Here is a 26,544-nt window from a genome sequence, read left to right on the forward strand (position 1 = left end):
GCCATTCGGAGCCGGAGGGGCGCAGGCGATGAGCGGATTTGGCGACAGCATCGGAACGGTCATCGAAGGCGGCCTGTTTGGCCGTGCCGTCGAACCGGGCGCTGGCGAGACAGCGGGTCACCCAGCAGGCCCCGTCACCTGCGGCAATTGCGGCACCAGCTATCAGGGCCACTTCTGCCCCCAGTGCGGCCAGAAGGCGCATATCCACCGCAGCCTCGCCGCGATCGGCCATGACATCATGCACGGCGTGCTGCACCTCGACGGCAAGCTCTGGGCGACGCTGCCCCTGCTGGCGTTCAAGCCGGGCGAGTTGACGCGCCGCTATGTCGTAGGTGAACGGGCAAAATTCGTCAGCCCGATGGCGATGTTCCTGTTCACCGTCTTCGCGATGTTCGCGGTATTCCAGATGGTGGGTATCGGCGCGCCGACCGAACTGGCGAATGACCTGTTCGGATCGGACAGCGACAATCCGGCCAAGACCGAGGTGCGCAACCAGATCAACGCGCTGGAGAAAGAGCGAGCGGCTCTGCCTGTCACCAGCGAGCGGCGATCACAAATCGACAAGGAGCTCAAAGGCCTCAACTTTGTGCTGGCACAGGGGACGACCGGAGCAAGCGCCCCGGAGAAAGGCGTCAACGTCAAGACGGGCGTTCCGTGGTTTGATGAGCATCTGGTTGAGAAGTGGAAGAAAAACCCCGGTCTGATGCTCTACAAGCTGCAGGCGAACGGGTACAAGTTCAGCTGGCTGCTGATCCCGCTATCGGTGCCGTTCCTGTGGCTGATGTTCGCATGGCGACGGCAGTTCAAGGCCTATGACCACGCGGTGTTCGTCACCTATTCGCTCAGCTTCATGTCGCTGCTGTTCATCGTCATGTCGATCATCAGCACCATTCCTGACGGAGCTGGCTGGGCGTTTCTGCTGTTCGTGGTGGGCGCGCCATTGCACCTCTACAAGCAGCTGCGCCACGCATACGGGCTGAGCCGTTTCTCAGCCTTCTGGCGCTTTTGCGTGCTGTTATTCTGCATGCAGATTGTGGTGATGCTGTTCGTGCTGATCCTGGGTGTGCTGGGCGCGTTCTGAGCGCCGCTTCATGGAACCTGAGAGGGACAGACAGCCACGGCCTTGTGCCGCTGGTCGATCAAAACCCTTTGACCCTTCAGAGCATGAGCACCGACCAGAACCTCGGGAAACTCGGCAACCACCCGGACAGGCACGTCAGTCAGCGTGGCTTCTCCGACCTGCACCGGGCCAGCGAATTGCCCTGCCGAAGATTCGATGCGCGTATTGGTCAGGCTGACGTTGCCAGCCGATTGCAACGGTGCACCTTGCAACTGGTCATAGAGCGCAGCGGGGATGACGAGGGTGACATCTGCTCCGGTATCGAGATTACCTGTGGTCTTCATGGACCCGAGGGTGACGGGCACACGGAAAGCGCGTTCATATGCCATTGCGCCGGACTGATCGGCGCGCAGTTCGCTGCTGTTGAAGAACCGGAGGCGTTTTGCCGGGAAGTCGATCATCAGCAAGCCATCAGCGAAGAATTCGCGTCCCAAAATGCCGGAGAAGGCCGCTTCGGCTGAAACACGGCTGCGGTAATCGCGGGCAATGACCGACACGTCGCTTCGCACCAGGTCGCCCAGCGCCAAGCTGGCGATGCGCACGGTGTCGACCTTGGCTGTCGCGATGCCATCCGACGTCTGGCCTTCCCCGTCATAAGGCAGTGCCAGTTCGGCAACGAGGCTGGCATCGGCGCGGCCAATCCCGCTTGCACCAGTATCGACAGCAAAGACAAACGGCCCGCGCCCGTCGACCAGAACATCGAGATAGATCCTGCCGTCGATTGTCCGGAACGGCAGATCAACCACGGGATCGCCATTCACGCCAGCCGACAGGTCCGCCGCCAGCGCACAGGCTTGCGTCGGCGGTGAGGCGGCTGCGGGAAAGGCGGCACCTGCGATCGCCGCAAAGACCGACAAAGAACGCCATGCATTGGACATTGGAGAGCCTCGCTGTTGTGTATTGCTGCAATAATACACTAAAGCGGAGGGTGTCAAATCCGGAGATTTACGCGCTACACGCATTCTGACCACGGTGGCGGGGCTGACGTCAGCTCCGCAGCCAACCTGTGATCGAGTACCGGCGGTAGGGCGCCGCCCGCGTGACTTCCGAAACGGAATGCATCTGCGGGACGCTGAACAGGTTGAGCCGGTTAAACCCGGGCACCAGCGCAGCGGCACCATGACCCTGTGCGTCGTGCATCAGCAGCAGGCCGCCCCATTCGATGCGCCAGACGGGATTGAGGCTCATCACATAGGCCGCCACGCGATTCTTTCCCGCTACCGCGTCGTCGTGACGTGTCAGGAAATCGCCTGGCGAATAGGCCGTCGCTTGCGCATCGGCGAAGCGGATGGCCGCCGTGCCGGTCACGGTACGCAGAAGTTCTCGGGCAGGACCGGAGGACATGAACCGGGCAAAGGCGAACAACGGGTCTTCGGATGCAGCGCGCGCAGCATCTTCATCGGGGACCCGCACGGTCTCGTAGCGGAACTGGAAATCGTGCCGCGCGCCTGCGTAAACAGCCTCGTCGAGAGCACTGCGCTGGTCAGCTGACATGCCGCCTTGTGCCGCACGGTCGAGTTCGAACACTCGCTCTGCACCGCTGTTGATGACCTTCCGCCAATCGCCCCGTTCGCGGAGTTGATGGTGGAGTGCCTCGGCCTCGGCGTCTGCCAGAAACGGTGCAATCGTAACGCGCCCGCTACGGGCATATTCCGCAGCGAGCGCGTCGGCGTCGATTGCTTCATGAAGCGTGAACACCACAGCGGAGCCTAACCTATCAGGTCGGTATGCAGCCGCTGGATTGGCTTACGCCCCCTGCGGAGCCTCGTCACCACCAGCATCCTTGGCACCGAAGCGCTTGCCCGCCTTGGGGATCGCCGATCCACGCACGGGGTTGGCGACCAGCGGTCCACGCGGGGTATCGGGACGATCAATCTTGCCGTTTTCGAGCAGCGAATTGATCTCATCGCCAGTCAGCGTCTCGTATTCGAGCAGCGCCTGGGCGAGCAGGTGGAGCTGGTCCTCGTGAGTCTTGAGGATGTCGGTGGCGCGGGCATGAGCACCTTCGACAAGGCCCTTGATCTCGTTGTCGATCAACTCGTTGGTCTGGCCCGAACGGAATGTCCGCTGCGAGGCCCCGTAACCCAGATAGCCCTCGGACTGCTCCTCGTACTGGAGCGGGCCGAGCTTGTCCGACATGCCCCACTGGGTCACCATGCTGCGCGCCAGTTTGGTCGCATACTGGATGTCCGAGGAGGCACCCGAGCTGACCTTGCTGTGGCCGAAGATGATCTCCTCCGCCACACGGCCGCCCATGCTGACCGAGAGGTTCGCGTGCATCTTGTCGCGGTGGTAGGAATAGCTGTCACGCTCCGGCAGACGCATCACCATGCCCAGCGCACGACCGCGCGGGATGATGGTCGCCTTGTGGATCGGATCGGACGCTTCTTCGTGCACCGAGACGATGGCGTGGCCGGCCTCGTGATAGGCGGTCATGCGCTTTTCGTCGTCGGTCATCACCATGCTGCGACGCTCCGCGCCCATCATGACCTTGTCCTTGGCGTCCTCGAACTCCTGCATTGCCACCAACCGCTTGTTGCGGCGCGCGGCCAGCAAGGCGGCTTCGTTGACGAGGTTGGCAAGGTCCGCACCCGAGAAGCCCGGAGTGCCCCGCGCAATCACGCGCGAGTTGACGTCGGGGGCCAGCGGCACCTTCTTCATGTGCACGCCGAGGATCTTCTCGCGCCCGTCGATATCGGGGATGGGGACGACCACCTGACGATCGAACCGGCCCGGACGCAGCAGCGCAGGGTCAAGCACGTCGGGGCGGTTGGTCGCGGCGATGATGATGATGCCTTCATTGGCTTCGAAGCCATCCATCTCCACCAGCAGCTGGTTCAGCGTCTGCTCGCGCTCGTCATTCGAATTGCCGAGGCCGTTGCCACGCGAACGGCCGACCGCGTCGATTTCGTCGATGAAGACGATGCACGGCGCGTTCTTCTTGGCTTGCTCGAACATGTCGCGCACACGGCTCGCGCCGACGCCGACGAACATCTCGACAAAGTCGGAACCCGAGATGGTGAAGAACGGCACGCCCGCTTCACCCGCGATGGCGCGGGCCAGCAGGGTCTTGCCGGTACCGGGCGAGCCGACCAGCAGCGCGCCCTTGGGGATCTGGCCGCCGAGCTTTGAGAACCGCTGCGGATCGCGCAGGAATTCGACGATTTCCTGAAGTTCCTCGCGCGCTTCATCGATACCGGCAACGTCGTCAAACGTCACGCGGCCCGAACGTTCGGTCAGCATCTTGGCCTTGGACTTGCCGAAGCCCATCGCGCCGCCGCCGCCGCCCTTCTGCACCTGACGCAGCGCGAAGAAGGCGATGCCGAGGATGAGGATGAACGGCAGGGAATTGAGCAGGATGAAAAGAAGGACGTTCTGCCCTTCACGCTGCTTGCCGGTGAAGCGCACGCCGTTGTCTTCCATCAGCTTGGTGATTTCGACATCATTGGGCACAGGGACGGTGGTGAATGCCTCGCCGTTCTTGAGCGTGCCGGTGATCAGTTCTTCACCGATCTGCACATCCTGCACCTCGCCTTCCGCCACTGCGGAGCGGAAGTCGGAATAGCGCATCGCCGTGCCGGCCGTCTGGCCCGCGTTGCTGAACATGGTCACGACGAGCAGCAGGGCGAGAAAAATCCCGCCCCAGATCATCAGCTGCTTGACCCAGGGGTTGGGGCCTTCGCCTTGCGGCTGGGGTTCGTTCGGCTGACTCATCTCGGGCAATTCCTTTCGTCATCCACAATGTAGGACGCTGAGGCTGAATGGCAAGATAATGCGCCGGACTGCGCGTGATGCTAATTTTCGAACAGCGTGATGCGAATTATCGATCCTGCGCGCGCGCAGCATGCGTGCCGTAGGCGGCGAGGAAAACGTCGACCGCGCCTGCGATCCGATGGTCGCGCTGTGCCGGGCAAACCTCCGCACCGAACCGCCGTTCGAGATCGCCCATGCCCTTGCACATCGAAACGAATTGCTCGGCAGCGAGCATAGGGTCGGGAATGACCAGCTCACCCGCCTCCACCGCGTGCGCAAGCCATGCGCCGAAGGCCTGCTTCATGCGCCGCGGCCCGGCTTCGAGAAAGGCCGCGCCGATTGCCGGATCCACTTCGGTCTCGGCCGCAATACGGCGTTCGAACTGCATCATTTCCGGGCGGAACAGAAAGGCGAAGATCGCCTGGCCGATGGCTGTCAGACGCTCGCGGATCGTGCCCTGCGGCATCGCATCCATGGAGAAATGCCCGCGCATCTTTTCGCATTCGGATTCGACCGCTGCGGCGAACAAGGCGCGCTTGTCGCCGAACTGGTTGTAGATCGTCACCTTGGAAACGCCCGCGTCGGAAGCGACCTGCTCGATCGCGGTGGCGGCGTAACCGTGATGAAAGAAGTGATGTGCCGCAGCATGGACAATCGCAGACCGTTTGGCAGCGTCGAGCGGCCGCCCGACCTTGCGCCGACCAGAATTATTTTCGGGCTCGGATGAACCTCCGATTGACAAAATGAACGGCTCCGTTCAGTTAAACGCTACCGTTCAATAATGCGCCGAATCGATTATTCGCGCAACCCTATCTGCTGATAAAGGTTCCTGCCAACGTGCTTTGGATCGCCATCAGGATGCTCACCGGGGACGCCCAGAAGTTCTATGGGCTGTTGTTCGGTATCGGTTTTTCCACCCTCCTTATCACCCAGCAGATGACGATCTTCGTCAACCTCGTCGAACGCGGGGCGAGCGGCGTTTACAACGCGCCCGAGGCCGAGGTGTGGGTGATGGACCCGGTCAGCCGCACGACCGATGTCAGCTATGCCATGCCGGGAACCGCGCTCGACAAGGTGCGGTCGGTGCGCGGAGTCGAATGGGCGGTGCCGCACCTGCGGGCGCAGGCCAACGTCCGCACCAAGGACGGCGACCTTGAGGGCGTGGCGGTGATCGGGGTCGACGATTCAACGCTGATCGGCCTGCCCAAGCGCATGGCCGATGGTGACAGGGCTGTGCTGTTCGCCCCCGATACCGTGGTGATCGACGATGTCGGCACGACCCGCCTGTTCTCCAACGGCGCAAGCGCGATCGGCGAGCGGCTCGAACTCAATGACCAGCGTGCGGTGATTCGCGGCATCGCGGATTCGATCCCCAGCTTCACCAGCACCGTGGTGCTCTACACCCGCTATTCCAACGCATTGAACTTCGTCCCCGGCACCCGCAACCGCCTGTCCTTCGTGCTGGTCGGCGTGAGCGAAGGCGAAACGCCCGAGGCCGTCGCCGCGCGGATCGAGGCTGAGACGGGGTTGAAGGCGGAAACCCGCACAGAATTTGCGCGCGCAGGCGTCGATTTCATCATCGAGAACACCGGCATCCCCACCAATTTCGGCATCACCGTGTTTCTCGGATTCGTGGTTGGCGTGGCGATTGTCGGCCTGACCTTCAGCCTGTTCCTGCGTGACAACATCAAGCAGTTCGGCGCCTTGAAGGCGATTGGCGTCACCAATGCCAAGATCGTGCAGATGGTCGCGGCGCAGGCGGGAATGGTCGGTCTGATCGGCTATGCGCTGGGGGTGATCGGCACGGTCGCCTTCATCAAGGGTTTCGGCGCCAATCCCTTCTTCAAGGGGTTCTACATTCCTTGGCAGATCCCGCTCATCAGTCTCGCTGCGGTTTTCGTGATCCTGGCCATCACCGGCCTGATCGCGATCCGCTCTGTGCTCAATACCGAACCGGCATCGGTGTTCAGGTGAGCGGGGAAGCAATCATGGACACAACAACCATCGGCGGTTGCGCCCCCGAAGCGGCGATCTGCGCGCGCGGCATCTCGCGCGATTTCGAGGCCGGGCAGACCACCATCCGCGTGCTGCACGACATCAATACCGATATCCGCCCGGGCGAGATGACCTATGTCGTGGGCGAGAGCGGGTCGGGCAAGACGACGCTGATCTCGATCATGTGCGGCATCCTGTGGCCGACCGAGGGCGAGGTGAAGGTGTTCGGCACCGACATCTACAAGCTGTCGGACACCGAACTGGTGAAGTTCCGGCTCAACAATATCGGCTTCATCTTCCAGCAGTATAACCTGATCCCCTCGATTGATGTTGCCAGCAACGCCGCCGTACCGCTGATCGCGCAGGGTGTACCCCGCGAGGAAGCGCGCGAGCGGGCCAAGGTGCTGCTCGACAAGCTCAACATCGGCAATCAGGCCGACAAGCTGCCGCGCCAGCTTTCCGGCGGGCAGCAGCAGCGCGTCGCCATCGCCCGCGCACTGGTGCACGAACCGCGCCTTGTCGTGTGCGACGAGCCGACCGCCGCGCTCGACGCCAGTTCGGGCCGCCGGGTGATGGACCTGCTGCGCGAAGTCGCGGTCGCACCGGATCGCGCCTGCATCATCGTCACCCACGATAACCGCATCTTCGATCTGGCTGACCGGATCATCGTTCTGGAAGACGGACGCATCACCCATGACGGCAAGGAAATGCCCGATGATCATTGATGCGGCTCTTTCCGCCCCCCTCTCCCTCCTGAACCCGCTGAGGACGCCATGCTGCGCAATGTGAGCTTTGCCCGCCAGATCCTGCCGATTGCCGCGCTGATCGGCGTGGCCTTTGCCGCCTGGCTGATCTTTTTCGGCCTGCCCGACCGTTCGACCGCCGAGCCGACCGAGCAGCCGCCCAAGGCAGTCGGCAAGCTTGCCAACCAGCCGCGCGTCGCAGGGGCCGGAATTGTCGAGCCGGCGAGCGAAGTGATCGACATCGGCTCGGCACTATCGGGCCTCGTCACCGATGTCCGGGTACGCCCCGGCGACAGGGTCGCGAAGGGTGACGTGCTATTCCTGGTGGACGCCCGCGCCGCCCGCGCGCAGTTCGATCAGGCCAATGCCGCAATCCAGGAAGCGCGCGCATCGATTGCCGAGGCTAGCGCCGCGCAAAAGACCGCGCGTGAGCAGCTGGCGCTGTATCGCAACCTGACCGACACCGCTGCCGTCAGCCGGTCCGAGGTGATCCGCGCCGAGGGGGAGGAAGCCGCCGCGACCAGCCGCCTCGGGCTCGCCCGTGCGCGCCTTGCCTCCGCCCAGTCCGCCGCCGCTACCGCGCGCACCGAGATCGAGCGACTGGTGATCCGCGCGCCGATTGCGGGCGAGATCCTCGCGGTGAATATCCGTGCGGGCGAGTTCGTAGCCACACAGGGCGGCGGCAACAGCCAACCCTTCATCCAGATGGGCGAGACCAACCCGCTGCACGTGCGCGTCGACATCGACGAGAACGAAGTGGCGCGCGTTGCGCTGGGCGAGCCTGCAGTGATCTCCCCGCGCGGCGCTGCCGAGCTGCACGTCAATGCCACCTTCGTGCGGGCCGAACCGCAAGTGGTGCCCAAGCGTTCGCTGACCAACAGCGCCGCCGAACGCGTCGATGTGCGCGTGCTCCAGCTGATCTACGCCCTCCCGCCGAGCGATGCTTTCCGCGTCGGCCAGCAGATCGATGCCTTCATCCCGGCCAAGCCTGGCGCGGCTGCCAAGAAGGGGAACTGAGGCCATGCGCCGCATTTCCTCCGCTGCTGTGGCCTTGCTCCCGCTGGCGCTCGCCGCCTGCGTGATGCAGCCCGCACCCGAGATCGCGACGCCCGCGCCCGATCTGCCGCAGGCGTTCTTCTTCCAGCCCGACGGGGGCACCGGCACGGCACTCGCCGCGCTAATGCCGGAAGGCGATCCGGCCTATCGCGCGCTGTCCCAAGCCGCGCTTGCGCAGGGCCCCAGCCTTGCCGAAGCGGTGGCGCGGATCGACGCGGCGCGTGCCGGCGCCCGCCGCGCCGGGGCGGAGCGCCTGCCCAACATCGGCGCCGATGGCGACGTCACCCGCAACCGTATCAACCCCGCGCAGTTCGGTCAGGCGGGGCAGCAGGGCTTCATCCCGCGCGAGCAGACTTCTTATGGCGCGAACATCACGGCGAGCTGGGACCCGGACATTTTCGGGCGCCTCAAGGCGGAAGAGCGCGCCGCGCTTGCCCGGATCGATGCCGCCAGCGCGCAGGCCCAAGCTGTGCGGCTGAGCCTGCTTGCCGAGATTGCTGCCAGCATCACCGACTGGCGGGTGCTCGACGCGCGCGCCGCTGCCATCAGCGAGGATATGCGCGCCGCACAGCAGCTCGCAGCGCTGGCGAAGGTGCGGGAGAACGCAGGCATCGCCCCCGGTTTCGACCGCGTCCGGGCCGAGGCGACCGCGAGTTCATCGCAAGTCCGGCTCGCCGCGCTCGATAGCGAACGCGCGCGGCTGATCGGACGGCTTGTGACGCTGACCGGCGAAAACGCAGCCAGCGTGCGCGCCGCGCTGGCGACCGCCGCGCCGGTGCTGGCCCCCGCGCCTGCGCCCGCCGGCTTGCCTTCCGAACTCCTCGCCAACCGCCCCGATGTGGCCGCTGCCGCTGCGAACCTCGCCGCCAGTGATGCCGACCTCGCCGCCGCCGCACGCGCCCGCTTCCCGCGCATCACCTTGTCCGGCGTCATCGGGCTTCTGGCTTTCGATCCCGAAGATTTCTTCAACGACTCCATCATCGGCACGCTGACCGCCGGGATTGCCGGGCCGCTGCTCGATTTCGGACGGGTCGGTGCCGGGATTGACCTCGCCGCAGCCGACAAGCGCGCTGCCTTTGCTGCCTATCGCGGGGCGGTGTTCACCGCTCTGGGCGATGCCGAGGCCGCTTACGGCGTGGTGGCAGCAGCCGATGCCGAGGCGCAGCTTTCGGTCAACGAGCGCGATCAGCTGACCCGCGCCGCCAGCCTTGCCGAAACCCGCTACCGTGCGGGCCTTGCCAGCTTCCTCGAAGTGCTCGAAGCCCGCCGCGCGGCAGATTCAAGCGGCGAGCGGGCAGCGGCGGCATTGGGCCGGGCAGCCCGCGCGCGGATCGTGTTGTGGCAGGCACTGGGCGGCGAGGTGATGGCCTCAGCCGCGACGGTGGATTAAGGCCGAACGTTCACACCGGCACACCACCTCGTCGCGCTGGTTCCACATTTCATGGACCCAGGTGACGATCCCGGCATCGGGCCGCGACTTGCTTTCGCGCAAGTCCTTGACCTCGGAATAGGCGCGCAGGGTATCGCCGATGAACACCGGTTTGGGTGTCACGACCTTGTCGAAGCCGAGATTGGCGACCAGCGTGCCCAGCGTCGTCTCCCCTACCGACAGGCCGACCAGCAGGCTGAAGGTGAAAGTGGAGTTGACGAGGATCTGCCCGAACCCGCTTGCCTTGGCGGCTTCCACATCGATGTGCAGCGGCTGCGGGTTGTGGGTCATCGTGGAGAACAGCAGGTTGTCGGTCTCGGTCACTGTCCGGCGGATCGGGTGTTCGATCCGTTCGCCCACCACCCATTCGTCGAAGAACTTGCCCGCCATTACGCGGCCCCCTGCCAACGGGAGACGACGTCCGCGCCATCATCGGCGCTGGAACGCACCGCCCCCGGCGTGCGGCTGAAGCGGGGGGCGGGGGCAGTGTGCCATGCGCCGTCATGCTCCACGTAAGCTCCGCGCGCCTTCATGTGCGGATGGTCACGCGCTTCCTCGATCCCCAGCACGGGGGCGAAGCAGGCGTCGGTCCCTTCGAGCAATTCGCACCATTCGGCCTGCGTCTTCGTCAGGAACAATGCGGCCAGCTTTTCGGCGTAGTCGTCCCAGTTGGCGGGATTCATCTGCGCCTGCGCGAGTTCCTCGGGCGCACCGGCGCGCTGGAGCATCTCGGCATAGAACTGCGGCTCGATCGACCCCAATGAGATTTCCTTCCCGTCCGCGCATTTGAAGCAGCGGTAGAAATGCGCCGCCCCGCCGAGCATCCCCTTGCCCCGCTCCGTGGAGAGGTGCGGCAGATGGCGCACGCCGAAGAAGAAGCTCATCAGGCTGGTCGCCCCGTCGACAATCGCAGCATCGACGACCTGCCCCTTGCCCGAGCGTTCGCGTTCATAGAGCGCCGCCATGATCCCGAAGGCGCAATACATCGACCCGCCGCCGAAATCGCCGACGAGGTTCTGTGGCGGGGTCGCGGTCTCGCCAGCCTTGCCGACCGCCGCAAGCGCGCCGGTGATGGCGATATAATTGATGTCGTGCCCGGCAGCCTGCGCGAGCGGCCCGTCCTGCCCCCAACCGGTCATGCGGGCATAGACAAGGCGCGGGTTGGCGGCGAGCAGCGCCTCCGGCCCCAGCCCCAGCCGCTCCATCACCCCGGGGCGGAAGCCTTCAATCAGCACGTCGGCGTGGGCGGCAGCAGCGCGCACTGCCGCTTTGCCCTCGTCGCTTTTCAGATCGACCGCCAGCCGGTGCCGCGCGCGTTCGACCACGGGGTTGCTCACCCCTGCCCCCGGCCGGTCGATCCGCACCACTTCGGCCCCCAGATCGGCCAGCAGCATCGCAACGTGCGGCCCCGGCCCGATACCGCTGAATTCGAGAACGCGAAGGCCCGAAAGCGGCCCTGACGATTGGCTCATATGTCTCTCCCTTTGCCCCAGCCTTAAGCAAGCCGGCCGAGCGAGAGCAAGTCTCCACATTGCCAGCCCCCCTGCCACCCTTCAAAGCCTCGCCTTGGCCATGCACAAGGCAATCTTGCTTGTGAGCGGCATTTGAGCGTCTAACTGCACCATCATGCGCTCCCTTACCCATCTCGAACGGCTCGAAGCCGAAAGCATCCACATCTTCCGCGAGGTCGTGGCCGAGGCGGAGAACCCGGTCATGCTCTATTCGGTGGGCAAGGACAGTTCGGTGATGCTGCATCTGGCGCGCAAGGCCTTCTACCCTGCGCCCCCGCCCTTCCCGATGTTGCATGTGGCAAGCGGGTGGGACTTCGCCGATCTGCTCGCCCATCGTGACAAGACCGTGCGCGAATACGGGCTGCGGCTGATCATCGCCCAGAATGACGAGGCCGAGGCGCAGGGCATCAATCCCTTCGACACGGGCAGCGCACTCTATAGTCAGGCCCAGCTCACCGACCCCTTGAAGCGCGCGCTGACCGCACACGGCTTCGATGCAGCCTTCGGCGGCGGGCGGCGCGACGAGGAAAAGGCCCGCGCCAAGGAACGCATTTTCAGCTTCCGCAGCGCCGCACACCGCTGGGACCCGAAGAACCAGCGCCCGGAATTGTGGAACCTCTACAATGCCAAGAAGGCCAAGGGCGAAAGCATCCGCGTCTTCCCGATCTCCAACTGGACCGAGCTCGACATCTGGCAATATATCGCGCTCGAAAACATCGGCATCGTGCCGCTCTATTTCAGCAAGCCCCGCCCCACGGTGGAGCGCGACGGGATGCTGCTGGTGGTTGATGATGGCCGGTTCCGGCTGGAACCGGGCGAGGAGCCGGTGACGCGTTCCGTCCGCTTCCGCACGCTGGGCTGCTACCCGCTGACCGGCGCGACGGTGAGCGAGGCGACCGCAATGAACGACATCATCCAGGAAATGCTGCTCGCCACCGGATCGGAACGCCAAGGCCGTGCAATCGACAAGGGGCAGTCGGCCAGCATGGAAGACAAGAAGGCGGAGGGGTACTTCTGATGAACGACCAATCGTCCTTCCAGACCGACGCGCTCATCGCCGAGGATATCGACGCCTATCTCGAAGCACACCAGCACAAGAGCTTGCTGCGCTTCATCACCTGCGGCTCGGTCGATGACGGCAAGTCCACCCTGATCGGGCGGCTGCTCTATGATTCCAAGATGATCTTCGAAGACCAGCTGACCGCGCTGGAAAGCGACAGCGTGAAGCATGGCACGCAAGGCGAAAACATCGACTTCGCGCTGCTGGTCGATGGCCTCGCCGCCGAGCGCGAGCAGGGGATCACCATCGACGTCGCCTACCGCTTCTTCACGACCGAGAAACGCAAGTTCATCGTCGCCGACACGCCGGGGCATGAACAATATACCCGCAACATGGTGACCGGCGCATCGACCGCCGATCTCGCCGTGATCCTGATCGACGCCCGCAAGGGCGTGCTGCAACAGACGCGGCGGCACTCCTACCTCGTCCACCTGCTCGGCATCCGCCACGTGGTGCTGGCGGTGAACAAGATGGATCTGGTCGGTTACGATCAGTCCGTTTTTGACAGCATCGTCGCCGATTACCGCACCTTTGCGACCAGCATCGGCATCACGGACTTCGCCGCCATTCCGATCTCGGGCTTCAAGGGCGACAATATCACGGCGCTGTCCGCCAACACGCCTTGGTACGGTGGGCCGGCACTGATCCAGCACCTCGAGACCGTCGAAGTCGATGCTGCCGCAGCGCAGGGGCAGCCGTTCCGGATGCCTGTGCAATGGGTCAACCGCCCCAATCTCGACTTCCGCGGGTTTGCGGGGCAGATCGCCAGCGGCGTGGTGCGCCCGGGCGATGCGGTGCGGATCGTGCCCTCTGGCAAGACCAGTACGGTGGCGCGGGTCGTCAGCTTCGATGGCGATCTTGACGAAGCAGTAGCTGGCCAGTCCGTCACCCTCACCCTCGCCGACGAGGTCGATTGCTCACGCGGCGACCTCATCGCCGCCGCAGGCGATCCGCCGCAAGCCTCGGACCAGTTCTGCGCGACCTTCGTGTGGATGGACGAGGAGGCGCTGAAGCCCGGGCGCGGCTACTGGCTGAAGCTCGGCACCCAGATGGTCACGGCCACGGTCCAGCCGCCCAAATATGAAATCGACGTCAACAGCCTCGAACATCTCGCGGCCAAGACCCTCGGCCTTAACGCTATCGGGGTCGCCGAATTCGCGACAGACCGCCCGGTCGCCTTCGAGCCCTATGCCACCAACCGCCACCTCGGCGGGTTCATCCTGATCGACAAGTTCACCAACGCGACGGTCGCGGCGGGGATGATCGAGTTCAACCTGCGCCGTGCCGAAAACGTCCACTGGCAGCCGGTTTCGATCACGCGGGACGATCACGCGGGGATGAAAAACCAGCGGCCCCGGGTGCTGTGGTTCACCGGCCTGTCGGGCAGCGGCAAATCGACCATCGCCAACGAGGTCGAAAAGCAGCTGTTCGTGATGAACCGGCACACCTTCCTGCTGGATGGCGACAATGTGCGCCACGGCCTCAACCGCGATCTCGGCTTTACCGAGGCCGACCGGATCGAGAATATCCGCCGCGTCGGCGAAGTCGCCAAACTGATGGCAGACGCGGGGCTGATCGTGCTCACCGCCTTCATCAGCCCCTTCCGTGCCGAGCGCGAGATGGTGCGCAAGATGCTGCCCGAGGGCGAGTTCATCGAAATCTTCGTCGACACGCCACTCTCGGTGGCCGAGGCGCGCGATGTGAAGGGGCTCTACAAGAAGGCACGTTCTGGTCAGCTCAAGAACTTCACCGGGATCGACAGTCCCTATGAACCGCCCGAACATCCGGAAATCCGGGTCAACACGGTGGACATGACCCCCGAGGAAGCGGCACGTTACATCATCGACCGGATCCTGCCGCTGAAATGACGCCCTCTGGACCCAACTTGGCCTACCGCGATGATGCCGCGCTGGCCGCGCAACTGGCCGAAGTCGCCGGGCGGCTGTTGCTGGAAGTGCGCGCGGGCAGCGGGCTGAGCGGCAAGGCGCTGGGCGATGCCGGGGACGCGGCCGCCAACCGGCTGCTGTGTGACGCGATCCGCAGCGCGCGGCCCGATGACGGCCTGCTTTCGGAAGAGGAGAAGGACAACCCCGCCCGCCTCGCCAAGTCGCGTGTGTGGATCATCGATCCGGTCGACGGCACGCGCGAGTACAGCGAGGGCCGATCCGATTGGGCGGTGCATGTCGCGCTGGCGGTCGATGGCATCCCCCGCGTCGGCGCGGTGGCCCTGCCGGGGCTGGACGGCGGTATCGTGCTGCGATCAGACCAGCCGCGCCCCCTGCCCCCGCCAGCCGAGTGCCCGCGCTTTGTCGTCAGCCGCACCCGCCCCCCGCGCGAGGCGGAGGCCGTCGCAGCCGCGCTTGGCGGCGAATTGATTGCGATGGGCAGTGCCGGGGCCAAGGCGATGGCGGTGGTGCGCGGCGAGGCCGAGGTCTATCTCCACTCCGGCGGCCAGCACGAATGGGACAGCTGCGCCCCCGTCGCCGTGGCGCTTGCGCATGGTCTCCACGCCTCATGCATCGATGGCCGCCCGCTGGTCTATAATCGGGCGGACACCTATATGCCCAACCTATTGATTTGTCGTCCGGAGTGGTCGGAACTTGTGCTAGGACAGACCGTGCGCCTATAGGTACTTTTACGATCAAGTGTTGCTTATCTGCGTTAGTTCGCAGGGCTGCTGTTTACTACGTTAAGATTCGATTGCTATCGACGAGCTAGGGGTGTCGCCGCGCGCCACCGGGGAAACATTGTGAACGTTGTGATTTTCGGACTGGGTTATGTCGGCTCGGCTGCGGCGGGCTGTATTGCCAGTCAGGGACACACCATCATCGGCGTCGATGTCAGCGACGCCAAGGTCGCAGCACTGAATTCGGGGCGCGCACCTGTTTACGAACCCGGCCTCGATGAACTGATTGCAGCTGCGCATGCCGATGGCCGGATCAAGGCTGTCACCCGTGTGTCGGACGAACTCGACAATTGCGACATCGCGATCGTCTGCGTCGGCACGCCGTCAGGCGTCGATGGCGCGCACGACATGAGCTTTATCGCGCAGGTCACCCGTGAAATCGCCGCCGCGCTGAAGCCTGATCGCGCGAGCCCGCTGACTCTCGTCTACCGTTCGACCATGCGTCCCGGATCGTGCGAGAACATCATCTGGCCGATCATCGAAAGCCACCTCGGCGCGGAAGCGGAAAAGACCGTGGAACTGGTCTACAATCCCGAATTCCTGCGCGAAGCTTCGGCCATCGAGGATTTCTTCCATCCGCCCAAGATCGTCATCGGCACGCTCGGCGGAAAGCCATCTGCCAACATGGCAAAGCTCAACGAGGGCATCAACGCGCCGGTCTTCGAAGTCGGCCTGCGCGAGGCCGAGATCACCAAGTTCGTCGACAATTCGTGGCATGCGGTGAAGGTCGCCTTCGCCAATGAGATCGGGCGCGTGTGCCAGAACCTCGGCATTTCCGCGAGCGAGGTGCACGCGATCTTCAAGAGCGACACCAAGCTCAACCTTTCCGCCTATTACACGCGCCCCGGCGGCCCGTTCGGCGGGAGCTGCCTGCCCAAGGACGTCCGCGCGCTGCAATACATCGCTGCCGACACCGGATCGGCGACACATTTGGTGGATGCGCTGATCCGGTCGAACGAGGCGCACAAGCATCACCAGTTCCTGCACGCCACGCAGGGCCTTGAAGCGGGCGCCAGGGTGCTGCTTGTTGGCCTCGCCTTCAAGCTGGAGACCGACGACCTGCGCGAAAGCCCGGCGGTGGACATGGCCCGCAAACTGCTCGAAGCGGGATACGACGTCGATATCTACGATCCCAAGGTCGCACCGAGCAGCCTTGTCGGCCAGAACCTCGGCTATGCCTATTCCGTGCTGCCGCGCATCGATGATCTGATGGTGACGCAGCAAACCGCAGAATCCCGCGAATATGCCCGGATCATCGCCACCAATCGCCTGATCGATACTCTCGCTATTGACCGTACCAAGCTCGTCGATACCAGCGCTATCGCCTGACGATGAGTAACGTTGCAGCCACCACGGCCGAAGAAGGCATCCCGGTCACCATACCGGGCGAACCGCTTGCGGGGCGGCACGTGCTGATCGTGGTCGAGAACCTGCCGCTGCCTTTCGACCGGCGGGTGTGGCAGGAAGCCCGCACGCTCAAGGCCGCCGGCGCGCATGTTTCGATCATCTGCCCCATCGGCAAGGGATACGAGGCGCGTTTCGAGGTGATCGAGGGGATCGAGATCCACCGTCACCCCCTGCCGTTTGAAGCCAAGACCGCGCTTGGCTTCCTCGCCGAATACAGCGCCGCGCTGTTCTGGGAGACGGTGCTGACATGGAAGATCCACCGCAAGCGCCGGATCGACGTGATCCAGGGCTGCAATCCGCCCGATCTGATCGTCCTCGTCGCGCTGCCGTTCAAGCTGGCGGGCACGCGCTACATTTTCGATCACCACGACATCAATCCCGAGCTTTACGAAGCCAAGTTCGGCAAGCGGGGCTTCTTCTGGTGGCTGATGAGGTTGTTCGAAAAGATGACCTTCAAGGCCGCTGACGTCTCAATCGCCACCAACCATTCCTACCGGAAGATTGCCATCGAACGCGGCGGGATGGCCCCCGATCGCGTCCACGTGGTGCGTTCAGGCCCCGATCTTTCCCGGCTCAAGCTGGTGCCGCCGGTGGAAAGCTGGAAGAACGGCCGCGCGCACATGGTCGGCTATGTCGGAGTCATGGGCGAGCAGGAGGGTATCGATCTGCTGATCGAAGCCACCGATCATATCGTGCGCAAGCTGGGCCGCGAGGACATCCAGTTCGTGCTGGTCGGCGCCGGGTCGTCACTCGACAAGTTGCAGGCCCTCACGGCCGCGCGCGGTCTGGACGACTTCATCACCTTCGCCGGACGCGCGCCCGACCAGACCCTGTTCGAAGTGCTTTCGACCATGGACCTCGGCGTCAACCCTGACCGGGTCAATCCGATGAACGACAAGTCGACCATGAACAAGATCATGGAATATATGAGCCTCGGCAAGCCGATGGTGCAGTTCGATGTGACCGAAGGGCGTTTCTCCGCGCAGGAGGCATCGCTCTATGCGGCGCCGAACGATCCGGTCGATCTGGCGGAAAAGATCGTCGCGCTGGTTGATGACCCTGCCGCGCGCGAACGCATGGGTGCCTATGGCCGTGCGCGCGTGGTGAACGAACTCAACTGGCAGCACCAGATTGCACCGCTGCTCGCCGCCTACCAGCAGGCGCTGGCGAAGTAAGCCAAACCTGCGCCTGCCCCCCCATGGTAAAAGCGTAGCAAGCCTAACGCGATTTTAAGGGCTTTGCGGCCATTGTTCCCGCTGAAAACCGGAACAAGACCTGCATGAACGCTCCATTCGATGCCACCGCAGCGCTCGGGCGCAAGGCCCTGGCTCATCCTGCCCCTGACCATCAGGTTGCGGTGATCGGGCTGGGCTATATCGGCCTGCCGACCGCAGCGCTGCTCGCCAGCTATGGCTGGAGCGTGTGCGGGGTGGATGTATCGCCGCGCGTGGTGGAAACGGTCAACGCAGGCGGTGTTCACATCGAGGAACGCGATCTCGACAAGCTGGTGCATGACGCCATCACCGCGCAGACGCTGGTCGCTTCGACCGAGGTGCCGACGGCGAGCTTTTACATGATCGCCGTGCCGACCCCGCTGGGGCCGGACAATGCGCCCGATGTTTCCTTTGTCGAGGCCGCCGCCCGCGCGATCGCGCCCAAGATTCTGCCGGGTGCCTGCGTGATCGTCGAGAGCACATCGCCGGTCGGCACCACCGAACGTGTCGCAGCGATCATCGCCGAATTGCGCCCGGATATCGTGGTGCCGCGCGACGGTTCCAGCGAAGAGGCAGACATTGCGCTGGCCTATTGCCCGGAACGCGTCTTGCCCGGACGGATCGTCAACGAACTCGTCCACAATGACCGCGTCATAGGCGGCGTGACTGCGGCCTGCGCCGAGCGGGCCGCGGTGCTCTATACCAGTTTCGTGAAGGGCGATTGTCTTTACACCACCGCCCGCGTGGCCGAGACGGTCAAGCTCGTCGAAAACAGCTTCCGCGACGTCAATATTGCGTTTGCAAACGAGCTGTCGATGATTGCCGACGTGATCGGCGTGGACGTGTGGGAGGTGATCCGCCTCGCCAACCGCCACCCGCGCGTCAGCATCCTCCAGCCCGGCCCCGGCGTCGGCGGGCACTGCATCGCGGTCGACCCGTGGTTCCTCGTCTCCGGCGCTCCGGAGGCGGCCCGCTTGGTGCGCACCGCGCGCGAGGTCAACGATCACAAAGCCGTCCACACCGAAAACAAGATCCGCGCGCTGCTTGATGCCGCGCCGGATGGCAAGGTCGCACTGCTTGGCCTCGCCTTCAAACCCGACATTGACGACTTCCGCGAAAGCCCCGCCCTCGAAATCGCCGAGGCGCTTTCCCACACGCATGGTGACCGGATACTGGTGGTCGAACCCTTCACCGACGATCTGCCCAAGGCGTTTGAAGGTACGGGCGCAGAGCTGGTGACGCTTGACGCAGGCCTCCGGCAGGCGGAGATTGTGGTGGTGCTGGTCGATCACACCGCGTTCAAACATCTCTCTCCGCACGAGCTGGCGGGGAAGATCGTGTTCGACACGCGGGGCATGCTGCGGCGATGACCGCCAGCGGCGGGAAGCCCCGCATTCTGGTGACCTTTGGTACCCGGCCCGAAGCGATCAAGATGTTCCCGGTGGTGTTCGCGCTGCGCGAAACCGGCCGGTTCGATGTGAAGGTGGTGGTGACGGCCCAACACCGCGAATTGCTCGACGCTGTGCTCGCTCTAGCCGGGCTTAGACCCGACCTAGACCTCGACTTGATGCTTCCAGACCAGTCCCTGGATGGCCTTTCGAGCCGCATTTTGACCAGCTTCGGGCAGGCTTTGGACACCCTACGGCCTGACCGGGTGCTGGTGCACGGCGATACGCTGACCACGATGATGGCATCGCTGGCGTGCTATTTTCGGCGGATTCCTGTGGGTCATGTCGAGGCTGGCCTGCGCAGCGGCGACATCTATTCGCCTTGGCCCGAAGAGGTGAACCGCAAGGTCACCGGCGTGGTCGCAGACCTTCACTTTGCCCCGACCGAGACTGCTGCGGCGGCCTTGCGCGCTGAAAACGTTGCGGAAAACTCCATACACGTTACCGGCAATACAGTGATTGATGCCCTACTGTTCGCGCAGGGTAAAATCGCCGCCGATCCGGCTCTGGCCCCCGCCATCGCACCGCTGAAAGAACGGTTCGCGGGCAAACGTATTATTGCCGTCACCGCCCACCGGCGCGAGAATTTCGGCGCGGGGATGGCGCAGATTGCACAAGGATTGCAGGCACTTGCCGCGCGGGATGATGTTGCCATCATCTACCCGCTGCACCCCAATCCCAATGTCGCAGACGTCATGCGTCCCGCGCTGGCGGGATATGGCAACATCGCGCTCATCAACCCTCTGGATTATCTAGATTTTGTCGCCATGATGGCGGCGAGCGACATTGTGCTGACCGATTCCGGCGGCATCCAGGAAGAGGCCCCGAGCCTCGGCAAACCGGTCCTGGTAATGCGCGATACGACCGAGCGCCCCGAGGGCGTGGCAGCCGGCACTGCCAAGCTGGTCGGGGCCGATGCATCTGTCATTGTTCGGGAAACGTCGCGCCTTCTTGATGATCCCGCCGCCTATCAGGCGATGGCGCGGGCCCACAATCCCTACGGCGACGGGACAGCGTCACGCCGGATTGCCGAACGCGTTATCGCTGCGACCGAGGCGGGCTAGCCGACCTGCCAGATGGTCCGGCCCGCACGACCCGGACATAGCGGACCGCGCAGCCCAGCACGATCAGGCTCAAGCCAAGATCGGCCACCCAGTTGAGCTTCAAGGTGCCATAAAGCAACTCGTCCACCGAGTGCAGCGAGACCAGACGCAGCGCCAGAAGAAACACCATACCGCCGGTGCAACCGATAGCGATGACCGCGGCAATGTTCCGCCGCCCCCTGATGCCGCGCGCTACGAAATTGAACAATCCGCCGGCAATCACAGTGGCCATGGCAAATACGAATACAAACAAAGGCGCCTGCAAGGAGCGGCGGTTCTGATAGACACCTTCAGTGTAGAGCTTGCCGCGAAGTTCGCTTCGCACCAACTCCTCGACTGCAAAAATGCGCATCAATACAAGGCCCAAGAATATGGCAGCAATCGCGCCCCATGCGATCTTGTGCCACGTAACCTGCTGCAGCCCGATCGCCCGCACAAAGGCCAGCACGACCGCTGCCACAACGATCATGTACATGCCCGCAGCAGCAAGGCTGAGCGCCGATGGTGCCCCGGTCATCAATGCGTGCTCCCGTCTTCTTGCGCCTGCCCCATCGCTAAACGCTTGATGCGCCGTGCAGGTCTGCGCCCGTGATGTATTCGCGTTCGCGCGCTCTTGCAAATGACCTCAAGGCACGGTTTCCTAGGATAGGTTAAAGACGACACGGCAGGCCGTGCTGCAGCGCGGATTCAATGATGTTGCGCCGCGTCATGCCAGAGGCTAAGGCCCGTTTTCCAAGCAGCGAGGGGAAAGATATGTCACATAATGCGCGCCGTGCAATTGGCACTTCCATCTGGCTTGCCGCAGCATTCTCGATAGCTGGTTGCGCCTCTACACCCGAACCAAAAATCGGTCGCGCTGCGAGCCAGCCAGTGGCCGAACTGGGTCAGGCGAACTTTAGCGTCACCCGCCCCACCACTTACGCACTGCGTCCTTCGGATCAGATTTCGGTGGTCGTTTTCCGCGAACCGGAACTGTCTCTTGAAGAGGTGCGGATTGGCGTCGAAGGCAATGTGTCGCTGCCCATGATCGGATCGATCCCCGCAGCCGGCATGACCGCCAAGCAGCTTGAGCAGGACGTGACCCGGCGTATGGCTGCCGCTGGCCTGAAAAACCCGATTGTCAGCGTGAACATCGCTGAATACGCCTCACATCTTGTCACTGTCGAAGGCGCGGTCGACAAGCCTGGCGTTTATGCATTCCAGCCCGGTGCCCGGCTATCGACTGCCGTCGCCTTGGCGAGCGGCCTCAAGCGGACAACCAAGGAATCCCAGATGGCGGTATTCCGGGAAACGCCCGAAGGCATCATGATCGCCAAGTTCGATTATGCTCAGATCCAGCAAGGCACGATGCTTGATCCGGTCCTAGAGCCGGGAGATCGTGTGGTCATGGGGACCGACGGGCTTTCGCAGTTCTGGGAAGACCTGCTCAAGGCGCTGCCTGCGTTCGGCGTCTTTGCAGTGGCAGGCATACAGTGAGATCATGACTGAACGTCCAATCATCAGTAGTGCTGAGCCCGCAGGTCAGGGCAATTGGCTTGATCCCTATATCGCATCGCGCCAAATGGCGGTGCAACAACCGTCGACACAGCTTATCAATGTGTCGGTCATTCGCGGGATCCTGTTCCGGCAGCGCTGGTTGGTGGCGGGCGTTCTGTTCGCAGCGGCTACGATCGGTCTGATCATCACCTTGCTGGTGACGCCGATGTATCAGGCGACTGCCAAGGTCAGCGTGAAGCCCTACGGCGAAACCGTAGTCGAGAGCCAGAACGACCAAAGCGTCCCGACCAACCAGATCTACGAATATCTCTCGACGCTGGTTGAACGGATCAAGAGCCGCAAGCTGGCCGCAGTGGTGGTCGACAATCTCAAATTGGCCGAGCGTAATGATCTGCTCGGGCCGAACGTCGATGAAGGCCGCGCCCCGGGAACAACTGACGCGCAGTGGCAGGCTGCCAAGCGCGAAATGGCAATCTCGAAGATTGCCGATTCAGTTATCGTCGAAGCACCCCAGGGGAACTGGGTGATCGAAATCGGCGTCCAGTCCGAAAGCCCGGTTCTGGCCGCAGAAATCGCCAATGGCTATGCTGATGCCTTCGTTGAGTCCGACACGCAAACATCGGTTGAAAGTAACAAGTATGCGCTGTCCTATCTGACAGAACAGATCGAACAGACCCGCGCCCGCCTGCAGGGCGCCGAAGAAGTGGCAAACGAATATGCCCGGTCGCGCGGGATCATTGTCCAGCCTGTCGGCGGCATGGAATCCGAGGATTCGGGCACTGCGGCGACGCTGACGAGTGCCAAACTCGGCAATATCAACCAGCGCTTCATCGAAGCACGCGCGGCCCGCATCGCGGCCGAGGAACGCTGGCGCGCGGTACAGAATCTGCCGGCGAGCCAACTTCCGGAAGTGCAGACCAGCGCGTCGCTCCAAGGTTTGGTGGCCGATCTGACCGCGAAGCGCGCCCAGCTTGCCGAATTGCGTCAGCGGTACAACAATGACTTCCCGCAGATCGTCAACCTGCGCGCGCAGATCGACACGATCAACGCCCAGCTCGAACGCAGCACCTCCGATATCAAATCGGCGCTGCGCAACCAGTTGACGGTCACCCGCAATCAGGAACAGGCGCTAGCCCGCGAGCTTGAGCAGCTGACCGGGGCAACCCTCGGCGAGCAGGACCAGAAGGTCGAGCTGAGCGTGCTTGACCGTGAGGCGCAGGCGCTTCGTGACCAGCTCAAGATCCTGCTTGATCGCTATAACGAAGTCACCAGCGCCGCCAACGTCAATCCCGGCACGCTGCAGACGCTGGATGCAGCGCTGGTACCGTCGTCGCCCTATTCGCCCAATTTGCTGCGCAATCTTTCGATTGCGCTAGCCTTGGGCGTGGCCTTGGCGGCCGGCCTGGCTGTGCTTCGCGAAACCTTTGACGATCGCATCCGCTCGCTGGAAGATGTCGAAGACAAGCTGGGGCTGCCGTTCATCGGCTATACCCCTTACGTGGCCGAACGCGACATTTCGATCGATGGTTCGAACCGCTTCAGCGCCTTGATGGAAGCTTACTCGTCGATCAGGGCCGGTATCGACTTTTCATTGCCGCGCAGCAGCAACGTCATCCAGATGACCAGCAGTCAGGCGGGCGAAGGCAAGTCGACGACCTCTGTGGTTCTGGCCGAGATGTTTGCGAGCTTCGGCCGAAAGACCCTGCTCGTCGATGCCGATCTCCGTCGCCCCTCGGTGGCCAAGCTGCTCGGCATCGAGAAGCCGAAGGTCGGATTGGTCGAGGTTGTGCTCGGCCACGTCCAGCTTGAAGACGCGATCGTCAAGGGCGTGCACGAAAACCTCGAAATCCTGCCGATCGGGGAGGTACCGCCGAACCCGACCGAAATCCTCGCTTCGCAGGAATTTGCGGACTTCATTGATCGCTGCCGTGGCCAATATTCGCTGGTGATCTTCGATTCCTGTCCGGTCATGGGGCTTGCTGATGCCCCCATGCTGGCCCGCCTCGTCGACGCCACGGTGTTCGTGCTCGAAGCAAATACGATGCCCTTCAGCCGCGCCCGTGCTGCCGTTCGCCGCATCTCGGCTGCTGGCGGCAAGACGGTCGGGGCGATCCTCACGAAGTATCGCGCGCTCGAAGCAGGCCAGTCCTACGATTATCAGTACACCTATTATCAGTACGGCCCGCGCGACTAAGCCTATCGCTCCGGGCGAACGCAAAAGCTCGCCCGGAGCCACACCCTGCAAGCAGCCCCCCGGGAGGAAGATATGCCGGACGGTCAGGGTGCGCTTACCGGGCGGCCACGAATACTCCACCTCAGCGCCGATTATCCCGACCTCATCGACCCGCGCAAAACTCCGGTCATTTCCCGGCTTATCGAGCTTGTCGAAGACCGGTACGACCATCGCGTCATTTCGCTGAACCGCCGCACCCCAAGTATTGTGCAGGTTGCCGAAGTCCTCACCGGGCGCGCGTCGCCTGTCCGTGCGGATTCGATCCGCGCGATCAAGGGTGGCGAATGCCTTGAATATCTGGCGCCGCCCAAAGGCATTCTCCACGCTGCAATGCTCGAGCGGTTGGCCGCATGGATCGTCCGTCGGCTGATCGCAGAGGATGCGGTGCCAGACCTCGTCATCGGGCACAAACTGACGGTGGAAGGGCTAATCGCCCGAGCAGTCGCCACGCAGCTCGGGATTCCGTACGCACTGACGATCCAGGGCAATACCGATCAGAAGATCCTGTCATTCCGCAGGGATCTCGCAGGCAGGTTCGGCGCCGTCTACCACGAGGCGGCCTGTGTATTTTCCTTTGCACCTTGGGCGCGCCGCGCTGTCGAGCAGCACCTCGGCGAAAGGCGCGGCCTGACCGTCGATCTGCCCTGCCCCACGGTCAACGACATGATCCGTGCTCCCGTCGCGCGGGGTTCGGGCGTCATCAGCGCATTTCACCTGCGCAATCATGCAATCAAGAATTTAACCGGCCTTGCCGCTGCCGTCCGGAGCGCAACCGCCGCCGGCCAGCCTTGCGAAGTGCGAATCTTCGGAGGCGGTACGCCGGAGGAAACTGCCCAATGCCAAGCCATCATCGGAGAAGTGCCGGGCATCCACCTGATGGGTCCGCGCACGCAAGATGAGCTCGGCCCGATCATGAACGGCGCAACCGCATTCGTGATGCCGTCGAAGCGGGAATCCTTCGGCCTTGTCTTCATCGAAGCACTGTTTGCGGGGCTTCCGATCATCTATCCGCAGCACGCTAGCGTCGACGGCTACTTTGACGGCCTCTCGTTTGCCATCGGTGTGGATTCGAGCAGCACGCGCGAAATCAGCAAGGCCATCCGGCACGTGATCGACCGCGAAGCCGAGCTCAAGGCCGACCTTGCCCAATGGCAAGCCACAGGAGGCTTGGAACGCTTTTCACGGTCAGCAATCGCTCGCACCTTCGCCGATGGACTGGATGGAGCTCTCGCCGCGCACAACTCATCTGTGCCGCACCGGAATATCCGCTCGCAATCTGCGCAAGACCATTAGCGGCGCGATCACACGCAAGCTATGGACAGCGCACACGCGCTCACAGCGTATCAGGGGTAAACAGGCGCAAACCGCATGGACGCAAGCATCGTCATCACGACCTACCGCCGCATGGAAATGCTGGCCGAACTGATTGCGGCTTTGCGTCCGCAGCTTGCGCATCGCTCCGTGGAAGTCGTCGTGGTCGACAACTGCCCGGATGCAAGCGCTCGCCCGGTCGTGGAAGGGGTTGACGATGCGTCGCTGCGCTATGTTCACGAAGGTCGGAGCGGAGTCGTACACGCGCGCAATCGCGGGGTCGCCAATGCGCGCGGAACCTATGTGATCTTTCTCGATGATGACGAAGTCCCCGCGCCCGGGTGGCTCGATGCGTGGCTGACGCAGGCCGATGGCCGCACAGATGCGAGCTTCGGCCGGATCGTGCCGCGGCTGCTCGGCCATTGCCCGGCCGACCTCTTTGCGCAGGTCGAACGCAATTTCAGCCGGAACATGCATTCGGCGACCGGCGACAATATCTCTGATCGCTCCGCCTATCTCGGCACTGGCAACGCGATGTTTCACAAAGCCCGCTGCCTCATCGGGGACGAGCCCTTCGATCTTCGCTTCAACGCGCGCGGCGGGGAGGATGTCTGGCTGATCCGAGGCCTGACGAAGCAAGGGCGGCAACTGTTGTGGAACCACGAGGCGCTGGTCGAAGAGCTTGTCCCGCAGGACCGCATGACGCTCCCCTCGCTCAGGTTGCGCCGGTTCAATCAGGGGCAGTTGCGCTGTGTTCTCGTATTCGGCGACGGCGGACTTTCCGGATTTGCGCGTGTCGCGATGTGGATGGCAATCGGCGCGGTTCAGTTCATTGGATACCGTTCCGCGGCGCTGGTCGCGTCAGCCATCGCCCGGCAGCGCAGATCCGACTTCCTTTGCCAAGAGAGTGGCGGTGCGGGCAAGATCCTATGGTGGCGTCAGGCGCGGATGCGCGGCTATAGCAACGGGTAGAGCGCG

23 protein-coding genes are annotated in these 26,544 nt (G+C 63.5%); 16 read left to right on the forward strand and 7 right to left on the reverse strand.

All coding sequences use genetic code 11. The features are described 5' to 3' along the window. Nucleotides 1–28 precede the first annotated feature (28 nt). Nucleotides 29–1,081: a DUF3667 domain-containing protein gene (locus KVF90_RS00315; protein ID WP_264392858.1), complete on the forward strand. Its 1,053-nt coding sequence runs from the start codon at nucleotides 29–31 to the stop codon at nucleotides 1,079–1,081. 8 nt (nucleotides 1,082–1,089) lie between these two features. Here the strand turns inward: KVF90_RS00315 and KVF90_RS00320 are convergent, their stop codons facing one another. The 4 genes from KVF90_RS00320 to KVF90_RS00335 form a co-directional block, all read right to left on the reverse strand. After that, complete coding sequence (locus KVF90_RS00320) at nucleotides 1,090–2,082, reverse strand: retroviral-like aspartic protease family protein (RefSeq protein ID WP_264392859.1); 993 nt, start codon at nucleotides 2,080–2,082, stop codon at nucleotides 1,090–1,092. A 25-nt stretch (nucleotides 2,083–2,107) separates the two neighbouring features. Then, on the reverse strand, nucleotides 2,108–2,818 hold the full coding sequence (locus tag KVF90_RS00325; protein WP_264392860.1) for a 2OG-Fe(II) oxygenase: 711 nt from the start codon (nucleotides 2,816–2,818) through the stop codon (nucleotides 2,108–2,110). 48 nt (nucleotides 2,819–2,866) lie between these two features. After that, a complete protein-coding gene (gene ftsH, locus KVF90_RS00330; protein WP_264392861.1) occupies nucleotides 2,867–4,834 on the reverse strand; it encodes an ATP-dependent zinc metalloprotease FtsH in 1,968 nt (655 codons plus the stop codon). 106 nt (nucleotides 4,835–4,940) lie between these two features. Continuing rightward, nucleotides 4,941–5,615 carry a TetR/AcrR family transcriptional regulator gene (locus KVF90_RS00335; protein WP_264392863.1) on the reverse strand — a complete coding sequence of 225 codons (675 nt, stop codon included), beginning with the start codon at nucleotides 5,613–5,615 and terminating at the stop codon, nucleotides 4,941–4,943. Nucleotides 5,616–5,710: 95 nt separating this feature from the next. Here KVF90_RS00335 and KVF90_RS00340 point away from each other — a divergent pair, with 95 nt between their 5' ends. From KVF90_RS00340 to KVF90_RS00355, 4 genes are read left to right on the forward strand one after another with little or no spacing between them, the layout of a single operon-like run. Next, on the forward strand, nucleotides 5,711–6,847 hold the full coding sequence (locus tag KVF90_RS00340) for an ABC transporter permease (protein ID WP_264392864.1): 1,137 nt from the start codon (nucleotides 5,711–5,713) through the stop codon (nucleotides 6,845–6,847). 14 nt (nucleotides 6,848–6,861) lie between these two features. After that, the gene (locus KVF90_RS00345; RefSeq protein WP_264392865.1) at nucleotides 6,862–7,593 is read left to right on the forward strand and encodes an ABC transporter ATP-binding protein; all 732 of its coding nucleotides are present in this window, start codon (nucleotides 6,862–6,864) and stop codon (nucleotides 7,591–7,593) included. A 48-nt stretch (nucleotides 7,594–7,641) separates the two neighbouring features. Further along, nucleotides 7,642–8,628 carry an efflux RND transporter periplasmic adaptor subunit gene (locus KVF90_RS00350; protein ID WP_264392866.1) on the forward strand — a complete coding sequence of 329 codons (987 nt, stop codon included), beginning with the start codon at nucleotides 7,642–7,644 and terminating at the stop codon, nucleotides 8,626–8,628. Between the two features lie 4 nt (nucleotides 8,629–8,632). Continuing rightward, nucleotides 8,633–10,057, forward strand: a complete 1,425-nt coding sequence (locus KVF90_RS00355) for an efflux transporter outer membrane subunit (RefSeq protein ID WP_264392867.1) — start codon at nucleotides 8,633–8,635, stop codon at nucleotides 10,055–10,057. On the opposite strand, the gene KVF90_RS00360 is transcribed toward KVF90_RS00355, so the two are convergent. Both KVF90_RS00360 and KVF90_RS00365 read right to left on the reverse strand, forming a co-directional pair. Further along, nucleotides 10,037–10,486, reverse strand: coding sequence for a MaoC family dehydratase (locus tag KVF90_RS00360; RefSeq protein WP_264392868.1), 450 nt, complete (start codon nucleotides 10,484–10,486; stop codon nucleotides 10,037–10,039). The genes KVF90_RS00355 and KVF90_RS00360 overlap by 21 nt on opposite strands. Next, a complete protein-coding gene (locus KVF90_RS00365; protein WP_264392869.1) occupies nucleotides 10,486–11,568 on the reverse strand; it encodes a CaiB/BaiF CoA transferase family protein in 1,083 nt (360 codons plus the stop codon). The genes KVF90_RS00360 and KVF90_RS00365 overlap by 1 nt, the downstream gene beginning before the upstream one ends. A gap of 154 nt (nucleotides 11,569–11,722) precedes the next feature. On the opposite strand from KVF90_RS00365, the gene cysD reads away from it, so the two are divergent. The 7 genes from cysD (at nucleotide 11,723) to wecB (ending at nucleotide 20,486) form a co-directional block, all read left to right on the forward strand. Further along, nucleotides 11,723–12,625: a sulfate adenylyltransferase subunit CysD gene (gene cysD / locus KVF90_RS00370; protein ID WP_264392870.1), complete on the forward strand. Its 903-nt coding sequence runs from the start codon at nucleotides 11,723–11,725 to the stop codon at nucleotides 12,623–12,625. Then, nucleotides 12,625–14,535: a sulfate adenylyltransferase subunit CysN gene (gene cysN / locus KVF90_RS00375; protein ID WP_264392871.1), complete on the forward strand. Its 1,911-nt coding sequence runs from the start codon at nucleotides 12,625–12,627 to the stop codon at nucleotides 14,533–14,535. The genes cysD and cysN overlap by 1 nt, the downstream gene beginning before the upstream one ends. Then, entirely contained in the window at nucleotides 14,532–15,296 is a 765-nt protein-coding gene (locus KVF90_RS00380; RefSeq protein ID WP_264392872.1) for a 3'(2'),5'-bisphosphate nucleotidase CysQ, read from the forward strand. Before cysN ends, KVF90_RS00380 begins: the two co-directional genes overlap by 4 nt. Nucleotides 15,297–15,416: 120 nt before the next feature. Continuing rightward, a complete protein-coding gene (locus tag KVF90_RS00385) occupies nucleotides 15,417–16,682 on the forward strand; it encodes a nucleotide sugar dehydrogenase (protein ID WP_264392873.1) in 1,266 nt (421 codons plus the stop codon). A 2-nt stretch (nucleotides 16,683–16,684) separates the two neighbouring features. After that, complete coding sequence (locus tag KVF90_RS00390) at nucleotides 16,685–17,935, forward strand: glycosyltransferase family 4 protein (RefSeq protein ID WP_264392874.1); 1,251 nt, start codon at nucleotides 16,685–16,687, stop codon at nucleotides 17,933–17,935. Nucleotides 17,936–18,039: 104 nt separating this feature from the next. Continuing rightward, nucleotides 18,040–19,344: a UDP-N-acetyl-D-mannosamine dehydrogenase gene (gene wecC, locus KVF90_RS00395; RefSeq protein ID WP_264392875.1), complete on the forward strand. Its 1,305-nt coding sequence runs from the start codon at nucleotides 18,040–18,042 to the stop codon at nucleotides 19,342–19,344. Then, entirely contained in the window at nucleotides 19,341–20,486 is a 1,146-nt protein-coding gene (gene wecB / locus KVF90_RS00400) for a non-hydrolyzing UDP-N-acetylglucosamine 2-epimerase (protein ID WP_264392876.1), read from the forward strand. The genes wecC and wecB overlap by 4 nt, the downstream gene beginning before the upstream one ends. Here wecB and KVF90_RS00405 read toward each other — a convergent pair. Continuing rightward, nucleotides 20,461–21,042: a hypothetical protein gene (locus KVF90_RS00405; RefSeq protein ID WP_264392877.1), complete on the reverse strand. Its 582-nt coding sequence runs from the start codon at nucleotides 21,040–21,042 to the stop codon at nucleotides 20,461–20,463. The genes wecB and KVF90_RS00405 overlap by 26 nt on opposite strands. A 236-nt stretch (nucleotides 21,043–21,278) precedes the next feature. Between KVF90_RS00405 and KVF90_RS00410 the strand changes: the two genes are divergently transcribed. The 4 genes from KVF90_RS00410 (at nucleotide 21,279) to KVF90_RS00425 (ending at nucleotide 26,538) form a co-directional block, all read left to right on the forward strand. Beyond that, a complete protein-coding gene (locus KVF90_RS00410) occupies nucleotides 21,279–22,001 on the forward strand; it encodes a polysaccharide biosynthesis/export family protein (RefSeq protein WP_264392878.1) in 723 nt (240 codons plus the stop codon). Nucleotides 22,002–22,005: 4 nt separating this feature from the next. Next, nucleotides 22,006–24,216 (forward strand): GumC family protein, encoded by a 2,211-nt coding sequence (locus KVF90_RS00415; protein WP_264392879.1) that lies wholly within the window; start codon nucleotides 22,006–22,008, stop codon nucleotides 24,214–24,216. Nucleotides 24,217–24,288: 72 nt separating this feature from the next. Further along, nucleotides 24,289–25,548, forward strand: a complete 1,260-nt coding sequence (locus KVF90_RS00420) for a glycosyltransferase (RefSeq protein WP_264392880.1) — start codon at nucleotides 24,289–24,291, stop codon at nucleotides 25,546–25,548. Between the two features lie 75 nt (nucleotides 25,549–25,623). Then, nucleotides 25,624–26,538, forward strand: coding sequence for a glycosyltransferase family 2 protein (locus KVF90_RS00425; protein ID WP_264392881.1), 915 nt, complete (start codon nucleotides 25,624–25,626; stop codon nucleotides 26,536–26,538). The last annotated feature ends 6 nt before the right edge of the window (nucleotides 26,539–26,544 follow it).

Origin of the sequence: Porphyrobacter sp. ULC335, assembly GCF_025917005.1 — a bacterium.
GTDB lineage: Bacteria > Pseudomonadota > Alphaproteobacteria > Sphingomonadales > Sphingomonadaceae > Erythrobacter.